The 17,373-nt window shown below is 46.8% G+C and carries 16 protein-coding genes; 10 read left to right on the top strand and 6 right to left on the bottom strand.

Features of this window, described 5'->3' with window-relative positions:
- Window positions 1–84 precede the first annotated feature (84 nt).
- The 5 genes from DF182_RS10965 to DF182_RS10985 all read right to left on the bottom strand — a co-directional run bounded on the left by DF182_RS10965 (window position 85) and on the right by DF182_RS10985 (window position 4,261).
- The gene (locus DF182_RS10965; RefSeq protein WP_113615663.1) at window positions 85–1,302 is read right to left on the bottom strand and encodes an FAD-dependent oxidoreductase; all 1,218 of its coding nucleotides are present in this window, start codon (window positions 1,300–1,302) and stop codon (window positions 85–87) included.
- A 107-nt stretch (window positions 1,303–1,409) separates the two neighbouring features.
- Window positions 1,410–1,862 carry an SRPBCC family protein gene (locus DF182_RS10970; protein ID WP_113615664.1) on the bottom strand — a complete coding sequence of 151 codons (453 nt, stop codon included), beginning with the start codon at window positions 1,860–1,862 and terminating at the stop codon, window positions 1,410–1,412.
- Between the two features lie 83 nt (window positions 1,863–1,945).
- Entirely contained in the window at window positions 1,946–2,803 is an 858-nt protein-coding gene (locus DF182_RS10975) for a helix-turn-helix domain-containing protein (RefSeq protein WP_161964118.1), read from the bottom strand.
- A gap of 237 nt (window positions 2,804–3,040) precedes the next feature.
- Window positions 3,041–3,430 (bottom strand): type VI secretion system tube protein TssD, encoded by a 390-nt coding sequence (gene tssD, locus DF182_RS10980; RefSeq protein WP_113615666.1) that lies wholly within the window; start codon window positions 3,428–3,430, stop codon window positions 3,041–3,043.
- Between the two features lie 141 nt (window positions 3,431–3,571).
- Complete coding sequence (locus DF182_RS10985) at window positions 3,572–4,261, bottom strand: helix-turn-helix transcriptional regulator (RefSeq protein ID WP_113615667.1); 690 nt, start codon at window positions 4,259–4,261, stop codon at window positions 3,572–3,574.
- Window positions 4,262–4,527: 266 nt separating this feature from the next.
- Here DF182_RS10985 and DF182_RS10990 point away from each other — a divergent pair, with 266 nt between their 5' ends.
- The 3 genes from DF182_RS10990 (at window position 4,528) to DF182_RS11000 (ending at window position 6,916) form a co-directional block, all read left to right on the top strand.
- Window positions 4,528–5,106: a Crp/Fnr family transcriptional regulator gene (locus DF182_RS10990; RefSeq protein WP_113615668.1), complete on the top strand. Its 579-nt coding sequence runs from the start codon at window positions 4,528–4,530 to the stop codon at window positions 5,104–5,106.
- A gap of 57 nt (window positions 5,107–5,163) precedes the next feature.
- Window positions 5,164–5,607 (top strand): ester cyclase, encoded by a 444-nt coding sequence (locus DF182_RS10995; protein ID WP_113615669.1) that lies wholly within the window; start codon window positions 5,164–5,166, stop codon window positions 5,605–5,607.
- Between the two features lie 424 nt (window positions 5,608–6,031).
- Window positions 6,032–6,916 carry a helix-turn-helix transcriptional regulator gene (locus tag DF182_RS11000; protein ID WP_113615670.1) on the top strand — a complete coding sequence of 295 codons (885 nt, stop codon included), beginning with the start codon at window positions 6,032–6,034 and terminating at the stop codon, window positions 6,914–6,916.
- 247 nt (window positions 6,917–7,163) lie between these two features.
- Here the strand turns inward: DF182_RS11000 and DF182_RS11005 are convergent, their stop codons facing one another.
- Complete coding sequence (locus DF182_RS11005) at window positions 7,164–7,781, bottom strand: redoxin domain-containing protein (protein WP_113615671.1); 618 nt, start codon at window positions 7,779–7,781, stop codon at window positions 7,164–7,166.
- A gap of 294 nt (window positions 7,782–8,075) precedes the next feature.
- Between DF182_RS11005 and DF182_RS11010 the strand changes: the two genes are divergently transcribed.
- The 7 genes from DF182_RS11010 to DF182_RS11040 are packed head-to-tail and all read left to right on the top strand — an operon-like array spanning window position 8,076 to window position 17,329.
- On the top strand, window positions 8,076–9,200 hold the full coding sequence (locus DF182_RS11010; protein ID WP_113615672.1) for an acyltransferase family protein: 1,125 nt from the start codon (window positions 8,076–8,078) through the stop codon (window positions 9,198–9,200).
- Between the two features lie 9 nt (window positions 9,201–9,209).
- The gene (locus DF182_RS11015; RefSeq protein WP_113615673.1) at window positions 9,210–10,223 is read left to right on the top strand and encodes a sensor histidine kinase; all 1,014 of its coding nucleotides are present in this window, start codon (window positions 9,210–9,212) and stop codon (window positions 10,221–10,223) included.
- Window positions 10,220–10,927: a LytR/AlgR family response regulator transcription factor gene (locus tag DF182_RS11020; RefSeq protein ID WP_113615674.1), complete on the top strand. Its 708-nt coding sequence runs from the start codon at window positions 10,220–10,222 to the stop codon at window positions 10,925–10,927. The genes DF182_RS11015 and DF182_RS11020 overlap by 4 nt, the downstream gene beginning before the upstream one ends.
- Before the next feature lie 9 nt (window positions 10,928–10,936).
- On the top strand, window positions 10,937–11,845 hold the full coding sequence (locus DF182_RS11025; protein ID WP_113615675.1) for a bestrophin family protein: 909 nt from the start codon (window positions 10,937–10,939) through the stop codon (window positions 11,843–11,845).
- Between the two features lie 51 nt (window positions 11,846–11,896).
- The gene (locus tag DF182_RS11030) at window positions 11,897–13,360 is read left to right on the top strand and encodes a DUF3375 domain-containing protein (RefSeq protein WP_113615676.1); all 1,464 of its coding nucleotides are present in this window, start codon (window positions 11,897–11,899) and stop codon (window positions 13,358–13,360) included.
- An 8-nt stretch (window positions 13,361–13,368) separates the two neighbouring features.
- Complete coding sequence (locus DF182_RS11035) at window positions 13,369–13,965, top strand: DUF4194 domain-containing protein (protein ID WP_113615677.1); 597 nt, start codon at window positions 13,369–13,371, stop codon at window positions 13,963–13,965.
- Window positions 13,943–17,329, top strand: a complete 3,387-nt coding sequence (locus DF182_RS11040) for an ATP-binding protein (RefSeq protein ID WP_113615678.1) — start codon at window positions 13,943–13,945, stop codon at window positions 17,327–17,329. Before DF182_RS11035 ends, DF182_RS11040 begins: the two co-directional genes overlap by 23 nt.
- Window positions 17,330–17,373 lie beyond the last annotated feature (44 nt).

Here is a 17,373-nt window from a genome sequence, read left to right on the forward strand (position 1 = left end):
GGATAACAATAATCGCAGGGACTCTAAAATTTGAATGATGGGTTGGCATAAATAGAACTTATGCCTGCAAGATAGCTACATCCATCAGTATTTCATTTTCCAGTCAAGTCGGTATTTATACAGCCAGTCTGCATTTTTTGCTGCAAACAGCGGGATCAGCAAAGCCATCAACCACTCCCGGATTTTAGCCTGCCAGGGTTTAAGGATGGTCTTTGTGGCACCTCTTCTTCTTCCTTCTGCTACAATCTTTTCTACCCTCGGCTTACGGTCGTTTTCAAATTTACGGAAAGCGGCTGCATAGGAACCCACGCCGGCATCACGCAGCAGCATTGCCAGATACATGGCATCTTCCAACGCCATGGAGGCTCCCTGGCCGGCATTAGGGCTTACGGCATGTGCTGCATCACCGATCAGCAATACCCGGTCCTTATGCCAGGTAGGAAGAGATGCGATATCTGACACATTTACCTTCAGTACCTTTTCTGTATTGGTAATCAGAGCAGCTACCGGGGCATGGTAATCGTGGTACCGTTCCAGCATCGTGGCTTTTACGTCTTCCAGCGTAGTAGATTCCAGTTCAGCTTTGGTAAAAGGTTCATCAGAAGGGAGATTGGACCACCACATAGCCATATCATTACCGGCTGCGCAATAACCGAAAAATCCGTTGTTACCGAAAGTGAAGTTGAGGCTGTTGATTTCGCGGGTTGTTAATTGGGGTACGGCAGAAAGAGGAGTGAAACCGCCGTAATTTTTCATGCCTGTAAAAGCCGGAGTAGGCCCCTCCGGAAAAAGAAGCTGCCGGGTAGCAGAGTGTACACCATCTGCTCCAATCAGTATATCACCTACTGCCTGGGAACCATCTGCGAATACAGCAGTAACACCCTGTTCATCCTGACGGATATCACAAAGTCTTTTTTCATATTGAATTTTAAGGCCCTGTGCATGGATTTCTTCCAGCAAAATATCATATAATGCAGCGCGGGAAAGGCTTACACCTGGTTGCCCATATTTTTCCGGAGAACCGTTTTGTATATGGCCGATCACTTTGCCTTTGCCATTACGCATACAAAACTCTTCCGCTATAGCACCTGCATCAATTATTTTTTGTGCCAGGCCCAGGGTATTCAGCACATTCATACCATTGGGAGCGATATTAAACCCACCGCCGGCAGAAGCCCTGTAAGTATATGCTTCATAAACACTGCAGGAAATGCCGGCCTTTTTCAGGAAGAGCGCCAGCGCCAGGCCACTGATGCCGCCACCGGCAATAAGTATATGGAAGTTTGTTGGGAGCTGTGTCATAAAATAGAGGTTTATACCCCAAAATTGCGACACAGCCCCCAGTTGGTCAACCGACGTTAGGTAAACAAAGGCAGGAAACCGGTGAAAGCCGGTTTTTTACCGGTTATTTAATTGGACTCTGCCACTTTTTTAATCTCTGTCAGGATAGAAGCCCAGCCACCGGCCTCCATCGCTTCCTTGTATCTTCTGTCACCCTCAGCCACTGTCGTATAATCGCCTTGGCTTACCTGCAGCAGGGTCTGGCCATTCTGATCAGACAACCGGTAAGTTACTTTCAGGTAGTTTTCAGAAGCATCGTCGATGTTGGAGTTGGGATCAATAGTAGTATATACCAGCAACTCATTGGGGATGATCTCTTCGATCACGCCTTTTACAGCTACCAGCTCCTTACCTTCATGTATCATGGTCCACAGCAGTTCACTGCCCTTTTTCCAGTCGGATACTGTTTCACAACCATACATATACTGTTTGGTTTTTTCCGGGTTCACCAGTGTATCCCATACTACATTAGCAGGAGCGTTGATAGTAATATCATTTCTTAAGAAGAATCCTTGGCTCATATAATTATTTTTTAGGTAGACAGTTATTTTTCATTGTAGTAGTCCTACAAAAGTAAAATGCCGGATATCAGGAGCGTTGCACATTACGGATTATTTCTAACCGAAAACGGAGTGATACCAAATTTCTTTTTAAAGGCGTTGTTGAAATGCTGTGGGGTAGCATATCCCAGCTCGGCAGCTATCTCAGCGGCTGTTTTGCGCGTATCCCGCAGATATTGATGGGCTAGTTGTAACCGTTGATCAGCCAGATAACCAAACACAGTATTATTGAACTTTTCTTTGAAGCCCCGTTTTAGTTTGTATTCATTTAATCCGACTGTTTTGGCGATCTCAGTAAGGCTGGGTGGGGAATCCAGCCGGGTATTGATCAGATCGCGGACAGCGATGATTTTTTCTGTGTCCTGTTTATTTTTTAAGAATGGATTGGCTTTACTGGCAGCCATATTACAGGATTCGGCAGACAGTACCAGCAGCTCCAGGGCTTTTGACAACAGAAACAGCCGCTGAAAATCACCGGCATACTTGCTGTGCATAACCTGGGAGATGACTTGCTCTATCTGTGTATCTACGGCGCCCCAGGTATCGGAAAACAGAACGGGCTTACCCAGCACAATACATTCCGCAAAACGCTTCAACTGGTCGCTTGCGTTTTGGGTGAAACTCAGGAAGGTCTCTCTTGGAAACTGCACCCCGAAAGTCTCTATTTCCAGGGCTTTATTCTGTACCACGATATCAAAAGGATGGGAGTACATGATATTGTGATGACCGCCTACCAGATCAAATGTTCGTCCCAGTTGCTGATAAGTAAAGAGGTAATCCCCCCTGAGACCGAAGTGCAGCCTCACCACATCATTGTCACTATGGGCGGGGTAGGTAAATAGTTCTCTGAATGAAGACAGACCGTGTCCGATGAGGATACCATCGCAGGTCCAGGTCGTCATACTGATGTTCCCGTTAGGATAGGTTATAACTTTTTTCTCTTCCATTTTAGCAGACAGCAGCAGGGCTGCAGTTTCCTAAAGGTACATACATTTTTTGCTTACGGGAATGGGAGAGCGGGTGAAGGGGAGGAGGGGGCGCATAAGGCCTCTGAAGAACGCAAACAAAACGGAAGGGGCTGTATACTCCATCATGTTGGCGTTCTTCTGTTATGGAAAAGTGCTGGTGCCTTTACAGGATCAGTGTGCCCAGGGGTTCTGATAAACTGAATTGTTCAGTTTCAGTTCACGGGCAGAAAGGGACAACTGGATCTGCAAAGGTTGTTCATTAGCGGCATTGAACTGCTCGGTATACCCAACACAAAAGGCGTCGGTAAACTTCAGTTCTTTCAGCCTGGACATGGAGTCGCGGCGGAAAAAAATGATGCTGCCGTTTTTCGTTTGGGTATTGGAGACCATCCAGTCAAAAAGATGGGTTTCGCCGGCAGATTCTATTACCAGGTTGATAACACCTCCTTTGGGGCGGGCTGCAGGCTTTCCATTGTGGTCTGTTTGCTGACTGAAGGAAAAGTCGCACTCCAGGATGTTCATTTCTTCTCCGTCGATGTTGAGAACTGCTTTAAAAGACATAAATAATCCGGTTAACAAGTCTGCTGCAAAACAGGCAGACAGGAAAAAATATGGTATACAGCCTGAAAATACGATTTATCCTTATACAGACAGCATTCTTTCCTTTAATTTTTTAGGAATTCCGGATAAAATATGTCGGGATCAGATGAGGTCAAAAGCCTGTGCAAAACTGGTCAGGTCATAACCCGACTGGGCCCCTATCTTGCTTTTAATATTCCGGCGATGGGTAACGGCTGTTTTTTCCGAGATATGCACTTTTTCTGCTATTTCCCCTGCACTGAAACCCAATGCCATCAAGCGAAGGATTTCCTTTTCCCGTTTGGTAAGTGCGGCAAAAATATGCTGGTTTCTCCGCAGGAAATTATTTTCTTCCAGCAGCCGGTTTACTTTACTGGAAACATGATGCAGCGGATCGATGGGAATGGCGCAGGTGATCACATGGGTAGGTATTCCTTTGGCATTGCGCATAAATACACGGGTAGTGCCCAGGTGCCAGGACCAGTCGAGGTGGCGGGCCAGCCTCACCTGCTGAAAAAAGGTCACTGCGGCATCTTTCTCTGCCGGAGCACTCAGCATGGCGGTAATCTTAGGCAGATAGTCTGCCACATCATGCGGACTAAAATAAGTGTCGTAATAGCTATGCCCCATGGCCTGCAACGTTTCCATCGAAACGTCCAGCTGACGCCGCCCGTTCTCTGACATATATTCCACGTAATCCTTCTCCACGTTCATAACAATAAATACTGCCGGCAACTCACGCTCTATTGCCTGCAGGGCTTTCAGCTTGTCTTCAAGACTGGTAGCCTCGGATAATACGGTATACGTACTCATGTCCTGCTATATAGTGTATAGGAAATAATTCTGTGTGGTTGATTTTTGATGCTCTCTGCAGCAAATGTATATAAAAAACAGATAAGGGTCCTCTTCACGAAGAAGATGACCCTTTTTTGGGGGTAAAAATATGATGATCTGTGACAGTATTAACTTAGTGTGACAGTATTGGTCTATAAATTTCTCTTACCAACAAAGGTAAGTGAAGTGAATGATTGTTAAAATACCTAGTAGTGAGTATTTTTAAATTCCCGATAACATCATACATGAAAAAAACAACCCTCACTTTTGAAGCATCCGTCCTTCAAAACGCCCAACTGGATAGCATTTCAAAAGAAATGTTATTTAACGCAGCACAAACACAAGTGGTCAAACAAGGTGACTATCTATTAACAGAAGGACAAATCTGCCAACATATATGGCTGGTGGAAAAGGGCGCCTGCCGCGCATTCTACGATAATAACCATAAAGAAATCAATACCGCTTTTTTCTTCGAACAGGCATTTATCACCAACATGAAAAGTCTGCGTAACAACGAACCTTCCCTTTATCATCTGCAGGCAATAGAAGCCACCACCTTATTACGCTGGCGTAAAGAAGAGCTGACAGCACTGTATCAGCAATCGTCCGCCATAGCCGCCTATGGCACCGCACAACTCGAACAACTCGCCATCACCAGCGAAGCCCATGCCGACTGGTTAAAAGTGCTAAACCCCGAAGAACGTTACGAGTACATCCTGCAACATCAGCCTCAATTAGTGCAACGTGTATCTATTACACAACTAAGTTCCTATATCGGTATCTCCCGGGAAACCCTCAGTCGCATCCGGCGCCGCGTTTTGTGACGTTTGACACAACTGCCATCTGTTCCATGCCGGTACCTTTGTTTAAAAGCCAATACCATGGAACTGACTAGGCAAAAAGAACTGATCACCCGCTACATTACGGAAGTATGGGATGAAGGCAACACCAACAACTTATCGATGTACCTGCATCCGAACTTTAAGGATTTTTCCCTTCCCGAAGAACTTTCACCAGATGCTAATGGATTGAAAGAATGGGTTGACCTCACTCATCAGTCCCTTCAACCACAGACGATCATTGAGGAACACCTCGCCGAGCCAGACAGGTGCATAATCCGCATCTCCATGCACCTGAAACATGTTGGCTTATGGCGAGGTATTCCTGCAACAGGCATCACTGCCACCACCCACGGCTATCGTTCCTTTCTGCTCAAAGATGGTCTTATCCTTGAGCACCGGGCACTGATTGATGGCAATACCCTCGAACGACAGCTCAGTAGTACGACTATTACGGGCTGCAAGGCTAAACCTGCTGGCAACTAACGTTTTGAAGGCCCCTGGGAAAAATAGTGCATCCACTATACGGGGGCCTGTTTGTCGCAGGAACTCACATCCTGCGTACAAACAGACATTCCGCTGGCAAGGTAATAAAACGAATAAGTGGAAATAAAATGCAACCGGTCTTCCCTTATCAGCACATAAATGTGGAAATCGTCGTTTTGTAAAAGTGATTTTTATTTCTGCAACTATGTAATACTTTATTATCTATTCGTTATACTTTGATAATCTCCTCCTATAATTTCCTGTAGTTAAAATCATCGATAATCAGTAATATTATATACTGAATTCCACAAACCCGTTTTATTACAGGAACAAGAAAAAAATAATGCTTTTTTATCCTTACAGTCTGTACAAGGGTTAGTAAATCAGCCAATTCCACGTTATCGTTCAACCAAAATCTGCTTACATGAAAAGCAAATTGCTACGCGAAATCACCCCATTGACCCAAAGCGACTGCTTCTCCCTTTTCTCCCGGGAAAAAACTGCCTTCGACTTTCCACTTCATTATCATGATGAATTTGAACTGAACTTCATCCTGCACGCTGCCGGCGCCCGGCGTATTATCGGCGACCATATGGAAGACATTGAAAATATGGAACTGGTATTGGTAGGACCCAATCTGCAACACGGATGGTTTACCCATAAACATAAAGGCGGCACCATCAAGGAAATCACCATCCAGTTTCATCGCGACCTGTTTGATGAAAAATTCCTGCAACGCAGCCAGATGAGTTTTGTTAAAAACATGTTTGATCGCTCGCTGAGGGGAATCCTGTTTTCCGAAGAAACCACCCGGCAAATCATGCCCAGGCTGGTCAACCTGCCACAAAAACAAGGCTTCGACTCCGTACTGGAATTAATGTCTATCCTTCACGACCTGTCTACCAGCCGTAATATGCGCATCCTCTCCGATGCCACCTTCCGGAACCTGGAAACATTTTCCTATAACAGCCGTCGTGTAGAGAGCGTCATGCATTATCTCAACAGCAGCTTCGACAAAAACATCTCCCTTCATGAAGCTGCCAAGCTAGCATCCATGACAGACGTAGCTTTCAGTCGTTTTTTCAAAGCCAGAATCGGAAAAACATTTGTGGATACACTCATAGAAATCAGACTGGGTCACGCCTCCCGTATGCTGATAGAAACAACACAGACGGTCAATGAAATTGCTTATAAATGCGGGTTTAACAATATCTCCAACTTCAATCGCATCTTCAAAAAGAAAAAAGATTGTACGCCCAAAGAGTTCCGTATGGCTTATACCGCATCCGGAACGCGCACCTTCGTTTAGTGTCCCAGGGCTGAAGCCCTGGGCTATAATAGATGCTAGCGAGGCTTTTATCAAATATGTAAATAATGTATGGGACGAAATATGCTGTAATCAGGGGGCAGCTAAAATATATTGGCAGGGGGTTAATTCAAATATGCTATAAGCAAGGGGGGTAGCTTAAATACGATATACTCAAAGAGTTCAGTCGCAATACGCTGTACTCAAGGCCATTTACCACAATATTAGCCCAGGGCTTCAGCCCTGGGACTCAGGCGCTAATAGCCAGTTTTTTTTCCACAGCAGTCAGCAGATGATCAATGGAAAATTCTTCCTGCAGATAAGCATCTGTAAAGCTATAGGTGATTTCAAGTGAAGGCGTGATGAGGAATACTCCCGGAATTGGTACGTCGGCATTCACACCAGCTACGCGGCCCCAGATAGGGTCTGTTTCACGATAGATGCCTGCTTTCCGCGCGATACGATTTTGTGCGTCCCACGCTATATCAAAAGGCAACGGCTGTTTATTAAACTGCATGAAGTCTTTCTTCTCTTCTGCAGACAATACCAGCAACCGTGCTCCTGCTGCTTCAATAGCCGCATGTTTTTCCGCCAGCTGCGCAATCAGTGCATCGCCATAGCCGTTCCAGTTAACCGAATAAAATACAACGATCAACGGCTGCACCGTAAGCAGGTGCAGGGAAGTGCCGGAAACATGGTCCCCCAGCAGAGAAACCTCATTGATCACCTTATCTTCTGCTACATAAAAATCCGGAAAAAACTGCCCTGTGGCCAGTGGCTGGATACGCTCCCTGTTTTTAACAGGGCTGGGGAAACGCTCTGGTGTTGGTGCTGGCAGGTAGTCTGCATATCGATGTAAAGTAGACATGTTCGCTCGTTTTTAATGGCTGATAAAATGGCCGTCGCAGGTATATTATCGCTCGTTGTGAATACTGAAACAAAGATAAAACAAAAAAACTAATATCCTACTAATTCTATAGACTATATGTGATTGAAATTATAAAAAGCTGGTTATTAGAATATTGCAATCAGATTATTTTTCACAACCCTTCCCAGAACCCTTTTCCACATTTTTACATTTCGTCAAAGGATTCCTGCAGATGGTCAAAAGCTGCCCGGCTGGTAACCCGCCGGCACGTAGGTTTGTGTAAATCATTTTCAGATGCACACCCATACTTGCCGACTGGCTTATCTGGACTGGCTCCGGGTATTGGCCATCCTGGGCGTTTTTTTGTTTACCGCCGCCCGGCCTTTTACTCCCGGCATCCCTGCACCACTACCGGATAAAATAGATTATATGCTCAACAGTAGCTGTATTCCACTGCTCTTCTTTATATCCGGCGCCGTTTCCCTGCATATGGCACTTAAACGTAATAAAACGAAAATGGTCTTGTTGTGGATACGCCGGCTGCTGATTCCATTGATCACTGGCATGCTGTTGTTGCTGCCACCACTGATTTATCTCGAACAAACCCAAACCGGCAACCAGCAAAGCTTCTGGCAGTTTTATCCAAAAGCTGTCCGTATGGCTTTGTTACCTGAAAACTGGCACCACCTGTGGGTCATCTTTTGCCTGGCCATTTATATGGTGCTGATGGTTCCACTACTGAACTGGACCCGTACCGCTGCTGCCCGCAAAACCCAGCAACGGCTGCTGGTACTGGCTGCCGGCAGACGGGTATATGCCTTGTTACTCCCCATAGCCGGACTTTTTGCTGCCAGCATCGTCCTGCAGCTACCAGGATATGCAACCAGTTTCCTTTACTGGTGGATATTGCTGCTGACCGGATTCTGCTGCATGCTGCAGCCACAGCTGATGGACAGCCTGGAACGCAATCGCCGTTGTTCGCTGCTCCTGCTGCTGATCGCCATTATCACCATCATCATTCTCCGCCACTTTGATCCTCAGGGATGGATACAGCTAATGCTGGAACCACTGCACGCAGGCCTGTGGGTATTTGTACTTACCGGTTATGGTAAAAAATATCTGGACCTGGAACATCCCTTACGGCCATATGCCAACCTCTTCGCCTATCCGTTTTATATGCTGCAACAGCCGCTGATCATGCTCATTTCGGGGTATGTTATGCAATGGGAGTACCCTATGGTGATGGAATACATTTTCGTTGTACTCAGCACCTACCTTATTGCCATCGTTGTATTTAATATGCTCATCAAACCTTTTGTGCTGACTCGTTTTTTCTTTGGTATAAAACCTGGAAGACCGCCAATGGTCACCGGTAAGGTAGTGAAAGTGCCCACGCCTCCTTCCGATTTTTTTTACTAACTTGATCTGATGGAACAGTTCTGGCGCAAATACATTTTCCCTGTCTTATATACTTTCATCATCGCCGCCAGCATGCGGCTGATCAATGCGGTCCTTACCGGCTTCCGCTTCTGGGAAAGAAGCTGGGAAGAGACTGCTATAGAATGTCTGCTGCTGACAACAGGATATGCATATTCCTATGTGCTGAACTATCTCCTCCGGAAATATCAACAACAACCCAAACCTCCTTCCGCCATAAAGGAGTATCTGGTAGTGGCAGGGGTGATCATTTTGATGACCGATGGTTTTATCCTGCCCATCCAGCATTTTACTGGTGAGCGGGGTTGTGAACTATATGATGTGATCAACTTCACACTGATTCCTACTTTGTTTTACCTGCTGTATTATGTGATCAAGCGTGCCAACGCCTCCATGAAAAAAAGCTACGAGCAGCAGCTGCTGCTCGAGAAAATCAGCAACGATCAACTGCAGACAGAACTGCGTTTCCTCAAAGCCCAGTTCCATCCCCACTTCCTGTTTAATGCGCTCAATACCGTTTATTTTCAGATGGATGAAAGCGTAGGCACAGCCAAACATACTGTCGAAAAACTGTCCGAACTGCTCCGCTACCAACTGTACGATCATCAACAGACCGTTACGGTAGGAGCGGAGCTGCAATACATGCAGTCCTATATCGATCTGCAGAAAAGCCGCATGAACGACCATCTCCAGTTACAGGTTAAAATTGATGAACAGCTGAACAAACAAAACGTTTACCCGTTATTGTTATTGCCATTGGTAGAAAACGCTTTCAAATACGCCGGCGGCGACTACTGGATCAATATTTCCGCCAGCCTGCAAAACGGATGGCTCGTATTCCATGTGAGCAATGCCGTACCCCAGATAGCAACCAAACACCGCAAAGGCGGGATAGGCCTCGAAAATCTCCGGCGGCGCCTTGCCCTCCTCTATCCCGGCAAACATGCCCTCGATATCAATACCTGCCAGCATAACTATTCGGCAGATTTAAAAATAGCCTTATGAAGATCAGCTGTATTATCACTGACGACGAGCCTGTAGCAAGAAAAGGATTAGCCGGATATGTCGAAAAAATCGATTTCCTGTCACTCGCCGGCATCTGCGAAGATGCCCTGTCACTCAACAATCTCCTCCGGCGGCAACCAGTAGATCTGCTTTTCCTCGATATTGAAATGCCTTATATCAACGGTGTAGAACTCCTGGAAAGCCTCTCCCAGCCCCCCAAGGTCATTTTTACCACTGCCTACGAACAGTACGCCCTCAAAGGCTTCGAGCTGGACGCCATCGACTATCTGATGAAACCCATCTCTTTCGAAAGATTCCTGAAAGCAGCCAACAGAGCCCGGGAAATATTTGCACCACCCACCCCCTCCATCACCACAGAAAGGGATATCTACATCAAAACCGGGGAAAAACTGGTACGGATCATGCTCGAAGATATCATCTACATCGAGGCCATGGAAAACTACGTATATATCCATACGACCACCGGCCGTTATCTGACACACGCTACCCTGAAAGCCGTGGCGGAAAACGTAACCGGTCCGGAATTTGTTCAGACCCATAAGTCGTACATCATCAACACCCGGAAAATTACCAGCATAGAAGGGAACATGATCGACATGGGCGGCGCTGCCGTACCCGTTTCCAGAGGATTAAAAGACAGTGTCATGAATACCATTTTAAAGGATAAATTGCTGAAGAAATAAATCCGACATATGCTGCTGAAACACAGTCTCACACCTGCCCAGATCTTTGCCTTCACCTGGAAGGTAGACATCATGCTACTCCTTTGCTGCACCGTTGTTTATTTTCTGGACACTTACTGGCTGTCTGCCCATATAGCCATCCCCGTGGCCGTATCGGCCGTACTGGGTACCGCTATTGCCTTTTTTATAGGTTTCAATAACAATCAGGCATACGACCGCTGGTGGGAGGCCCGCACAATCTGGGGAGGCCTGGTCAACGACTCCCGGTCCTGGGCCAGAAGCCTCCTCTATTACGCCAATACCAAAGACGATCCGGAGCTGCACACCTTTGTCCGCCACATGATCTACCGCCACCTCTCTTTTGTCTACGCCCTGAAAACATCCCTCCGCAAACTCCCCGATGAATATTACACCCGCTACCTCACCAAAGAAGAAATAGACTACATACAAAACCAACAGAACATACCCAACGCTATCCTCAATCTCCAGTCCAGAGACCTTCAACAACTCCGTCACAACGGTGCCATCGACGGCTTCGCCTTCCTGGAACTCAATGAACTCCTGGTAAAACACTGCGATCAGATGGGTAAATCCGAACGTATCAAAAACACAGTATTTCCGCCCAGCTACGTGTATTTTACCCGCCTCTTCATCTGGTTCTACGTTATCATGAATACCCTGATGATGACAGAAGCCATCGGCGCCTGGTCCATCCTCTTCGGCTGGATATTCGGATTCGTGTTCCATGTCACCCATCTGAACGGCATCACCCTCATGAATCCTTTCGACTACCATCCGCTGGGAACCCCGCTGGACAGCATCTCCCGCACCATAGAAATCAATCTCATAGAGCTGATGGGCGACGAACCCATACCCCAGCCGGTAAAAACAAAGGCAGACGGGCTTTATATTATGTAAACCCCTACCCGGATTTGCCATTCATAATCCGTAATTCCTTATTTTTACCGCATGACTTATGATCAATTATGTAATCTATATGCCCAGTCAGTCACACTAAAGATACTCCGGGCACGTAGCGCGCCAATGATGTTGTCATTTTTTCACCAAACATTCAAGGAGAAAAACCATACTACCGTTCCCAATGTGGAACTGGTAACCCGTCTGTCGGATTACCTGGTGATCACCGGTTACCGGGCCACAGATGATGAAATAGACGCTACCGGCCTGCTCGACAATGAAGACGAAAGGGCCCGGAAATATATAGAGCAATGGAGTAACAAGGGCTTCCTCCGGAAGTACCCCGATGACGATGGCAATGATATCCATGAGCTGAGCAGCGACATGGAAAAAGTAATGCACTGGGTGTCTACCCTCCAGAAAAGAGAATTTGTAGGCACAGAAAGCCGCTTTAAAGACATCTTCTCCAAACTGAAAGAACTGGTAGACCAGAGCAACAAAGACCCCAAACAGCGTATCCAGGAGCTGGAAAGAAAGAAGTTCGAGATAGAGCAGGAAATAAAAAGCATCACTCTCAGTGGCAAGGTGCAGGTGTTCGATGATACGCAGATCAAAGAAAGATGTTACGACGTAAACCGCATGTCCCGCGAACTTCTGAGCGATTTTAAGGAAGTGGAACAGAACTTCGAACAGATCACCCAGGAAATTTACCGCAAACAAAGCGAACGGGATATCGCCAAAGGCACCCTGCTGGCCTATACCCTCGATTCTTTTGAAGCACTCCGCCAGAAAGACCAGGGCAAAAGCTTCTACTCCTTCTGGCAGTTCCTCATGGATGAAAACAAACAGGAGGAAATGAGGACGCTCATAGAACAACTCTATGCGCTTCTGGAAGACCGGAACATCGAATACAAAAACGACCGCTTCCTTAAAAAACTCAAACAGTTTCTCCATGCCTCCGGCAAAAAAGTAATCGACGCCAACAAAAAACTCAGTGATAAGCTCAGCCGCGTGCTCAGTGAAAAAAATCTCACCGACCACCGCAAAGCCATGGAGCTGATCAACGATATACGGCAACTGGCTTTCCAGACACTCGACAACATTCCCGGAGAAGAGTTTTATATCGAAATAGAAAGCGACCCGGAAATAGATATGCTGGACCGCTGGGAGATGGCCGAAGATAAAAAAACCCACCCCGACGTGGAGTTCCCCGACGGTCTTGGTGGCAACGACTTCTCCGCATCCGATCTCGATGCACTGTTCAATCATTTCAATATCGATCGTACCTTACTGGAAGATCGTATCAATACCCAACTGCAAAACAAAAAACAGGTTAGTCTCAAGGAACTGGTAGATATCTATGGCGCAGAAAAAGGGCTGACAGAGCTCATCACCTATTTCTCCATCGCCAGCCAGTCATCCAGCCACATTATACTGGAAACGCCTGATCCGGTATCTCTGGGCGAACGTATCATCAACATGCCGATGGTATTGTTTACTAACTCACAAAACTAAAACGAAGTATGGCCAATAACAATATTTCTCCCTTTGCACACGTGTTCCTCAAACTTATGCAGGGACCTGTGTATGAAGAAGACAAAGCTTACTGGAAAGATCTTCTGGGCTGGCAGACAGAGCTCAGCAAATATCTCAATCAGGTAGGACTCCAACTCATCATCAACGAAAGCGATGGTTTCGCCCGCATCCAGCAACCGGAAGCAGACGATAGCTCCGGCGACAAACCACTGCCACGACTCATGCGTAAAACCAGGCTCACTTACGAAGCCACCCTGCTCTGCATCGTGCTGCGTGAAGCCCTCGACGAATTTGATATCCAGGGCAATGGTACCCGGTTGTTCATGACACAAAAGGAAATCAAGGAAAGACTCACCTTATTCTTCAAGGAACGTAACAATAAATCCAAACTGCTGAAAGATCTCAACAAGCCAATCAACAGCCTGCTCAACATAGGCATCCTGAAGGCTACCCGGGAAGATGCAGCCAACAAGGAACTGCATCAGTATGAAGTGAAAAGAGTGATCAAAGCTTTGGTCAACAACGAAAAACTGGAAGAAATAAAATCAAAATTAAAACTGCATGTCAACCCTGTTCAACAGTGATTCTAAAGAAAGTGGTTTCCGGTTGCAGTATCTTGAAATATACAACTGGGGCACATTTCATAATAAAATATACCGTCTCAACACCAACGGTCAGACTTCTCTGCTCACGGGTGCCAATGGTAGCGGTAAAACAACACTCATCGACGCCCTGCTGACACTTCTCGTGCCAGCCGGTAAACGTTTCTATAACCAGTCTTCCGGTACCGATCAACGTAAAGACCGCGGAGAAGAATCCTACTTCTGGGGATATTACGGAAAAACATTTTCCGAAGACTCCCTGCAGTCCAAAACAGAACAGCTGCGTAATAAAGACAGCAACCCGTATTCCGTGCTGCTGGCCTATTTCTACAATGCTGCCACCATGCACCAGATCACCCTGGCGCAGGTAAGATGGTATTCGGGAGAATTAAAAAGACAATTCATCGTATCTCCCCATAAACTCAATATCAACGACCACTTCGGCAGTGGCAGGTTTGATATGAAAGGAGACTGGAAAAAGAAACTCCGCCTCGAATATCCGAAAACAGAAATCACCGATAGCTTCAAGGAATACGCCTCTCTCTTCAGCAACATCTTCGGCCTCAGAAGTGAAAAAGCCCTTTCACTTTTTAACCAGACCGTCGGTATCAAAGTACTGGGTGACCTCAATACCTTCATCCGTAGCCAGATGCTGGAAGAAACAGAAGCGGAAGGCGAATTCCTCAAACTACGCGAAAACTACGACAGCCTGCTGTCCAGCCACCGCGCCATTCAGAAGGATGAAACCCAGCTGAAAATGCTGGAGCCCATCATCTCCAATAAAACTGCCTGGCAGGAGCTGCAGGACAGGAACCGCGAGCTGCAGATGCTCCAGGACCTGCTGCCTGCCTGGTTCAACAAACAGGAAAAAGATATCCTGGAAAATGAGCTGGAACAACTGCAGAAAGTACAACAGAAAACCACCAGCATACTCACCGGCATCAACGAACACCTGCAAACGCTCAACCTCCGCAAAGATGAGCTCATAGCCCAAAAGGCCAACAACAGCGTGGACGAACAATTACGTTCCATCGAAAAATCCATCCACTACGAACAAAAGGCCCTCGAAGCCAAACGTAACAAGATGGAAGAATACAACATGCTGGCCGATAAGCTGGAACTCGCCCCCAATCCGGATGAGCAGCAGTTCCATGAAAATGTCTACGGCGCCGACGTTCTTAAAGGAGCCCACGACAAACAGCTGGAAACACTCCAGGAGGAAATGTTCCACTACAAAAGCAGCCTCACCGCCGAAAGGACACAGGCTACCCGGCTGGAAGAAGAAATCGACTCCTTCCTCAACCGTAAAAGCAACATTCCTTATGAACTGGTCCGTATCCGCCAGCAGCTGGCTGATATGCTCGATGTTCAGGAAGATGACCTGCCTTTTGCCGGTGAACTGATCAGGGTAAAAGACAGCGAAAGCCACTGGGAAAACGCCATCGAAAAAGTACTGCACAACTTCGGTCTGCGTCTCCTCGTGCCGGAAGAATATATCATGGATATCAACCGGTATATCAACTCCAATAACCTGCAAACCCGCCTGGTTTATCACAAGGTGGAAGATGAGAGTTATACCATGCTGAGGATGCCCACAGAAAAAACAAGCCTCCTGCAGAAAATAGAAATCAAACCCGGCACCATCTTCAAGGAATGGCTGGAAAACCAGCTGCTGGACCAGTTTGACTATACCTGCACAGATGATATGGCTGTCTTCAACAAATCGCGCAAAGCCGTTACTTCCAACGGACTAACGCGACAGGCTACACGCCATGAAAAAGATGACCGCCCCAACCGTTCCCAGCAAAACAGCTATGTACTGGGCTGGAACAACAAAAACAAACTGCGGCTCCTGAAAGCAGAACAGGACGAGTGCAACAGCAACATCGAATCGCTACAGCACAGCATCTCACAGCTGGAAGAAAGCCGTAAGGCCATCGCTACCGCCAATACACTGATGAATGCCTTCCTGTCACTCCGCAACTACAGCGAAATCAACTGGCAAACACATGCCGGCGTCATCGAGTCCTTTACCCGCGAAAAAACACAGCTGCTTAAAACCAGCGACAAATACCAGGTAATATGTGATCAACTCGATGAAGCCATCGCCCATATCCAGGAAAAAGAGAAAGAGAAAGAAAGAGCACTGCAGGAAAAAGGCCGTATCGATGATAAAGCCGCAGAAAAACTGCGTCACTTCAACCAGCTTAAAGTAAATAAACTCGACGATATATCCCTGCAATACGTGCTGGAATACCTGTCGGATCTGTCACTCACCGAACCGGCTGAGACCACCGCAGAACTGGCTGCCTACCGCAAACGGGCCGATGACAACCTGAAAGCTACCCTGCACGATGCCATGCGTCAGGCCGCAGAAAAAGAAGCCGAAATCACCCGGCAGCTGTCTGCTTTCGTGATGCCTTCAAAAGCCATCCACGACGCCTATCCCGAATGGCTCGGTGATGTCAGCGACCTACAGCCGCATGTGAAATATCTTGAAGAATTTACCTCACTATACGAAAACATCAAGTACCAGCGCCTCATAGAGCATAAAGAACGTTTCCGTAAATACATGGACACCAGTATGCTCAACGCCATCACCAACTACCGTGCATGGATATACGGCCAGGAAGACCTCATCCGTGAAGTGATGGACGATCTCAACGAACCACTCCGTAACATCACCTTCAACAAAAATCCGGATACTTATCTCCAGCTGGAATGCCGTCATGTGAAAGATGTAGAGATCAGAAACTTCAAGGAAAAACTGAGCAATGCTGTGCCGGACTCCTTTAAATACCATCTCGAAAAAGATGCAGTATATGGAGAACAACTCTTCGAAAACATCAAAGTACTCATCACCGAATTACAGCAAAATGAAGCATGGCGCCGTAAAGTAACGGATGTCCGCAACTGGCTTGACTTCGGTGCCAAAGAATACTATATCGCAGACAACAAGGCCTTCAAATACTACGAAGACACGGCCAGCCTCTCCGGTGGAGAAAAAGCCCAGTTCACCTACACTATCCTGGGTGCTGCCATCGCTTACCAGTTTGGTATCAATGAGGCCAACCGCCAGCACCGCAGCCTGCGCTTCATCACAGTAGACGAAGCCTTCAGTAAACTGGATCCGGAAAAAAGCCATTACCTCATGGAATACTGCGGCCAGCTCAACCTGCAGCTGCTGGTAGTAACACCGCTCGACAAACTCAACATCGCCGAACCTTACATTCACGCCTGTCACTTTGTTTCCAATAAAAACAAACGCGACTCCGTCGTGTACAACTTCACCATGGAAGAGTACAGGGAGAAGAAAAAGGACTTCGCCACCACAACCGCTGATTAATTCTGATAATTTTGATGCTCCTGATGAGCGAAGACTTAAGCGAA

Origin of the sequence: Chitinophaga flava, assembly GCF_003308995.1 — a bacterium.
GTDB lineage: Bacteria > Bacteroidota > Bacteroidia > Chitinophagales > Chitinophagaceae > Chitinophaga > Chitinophaga flava.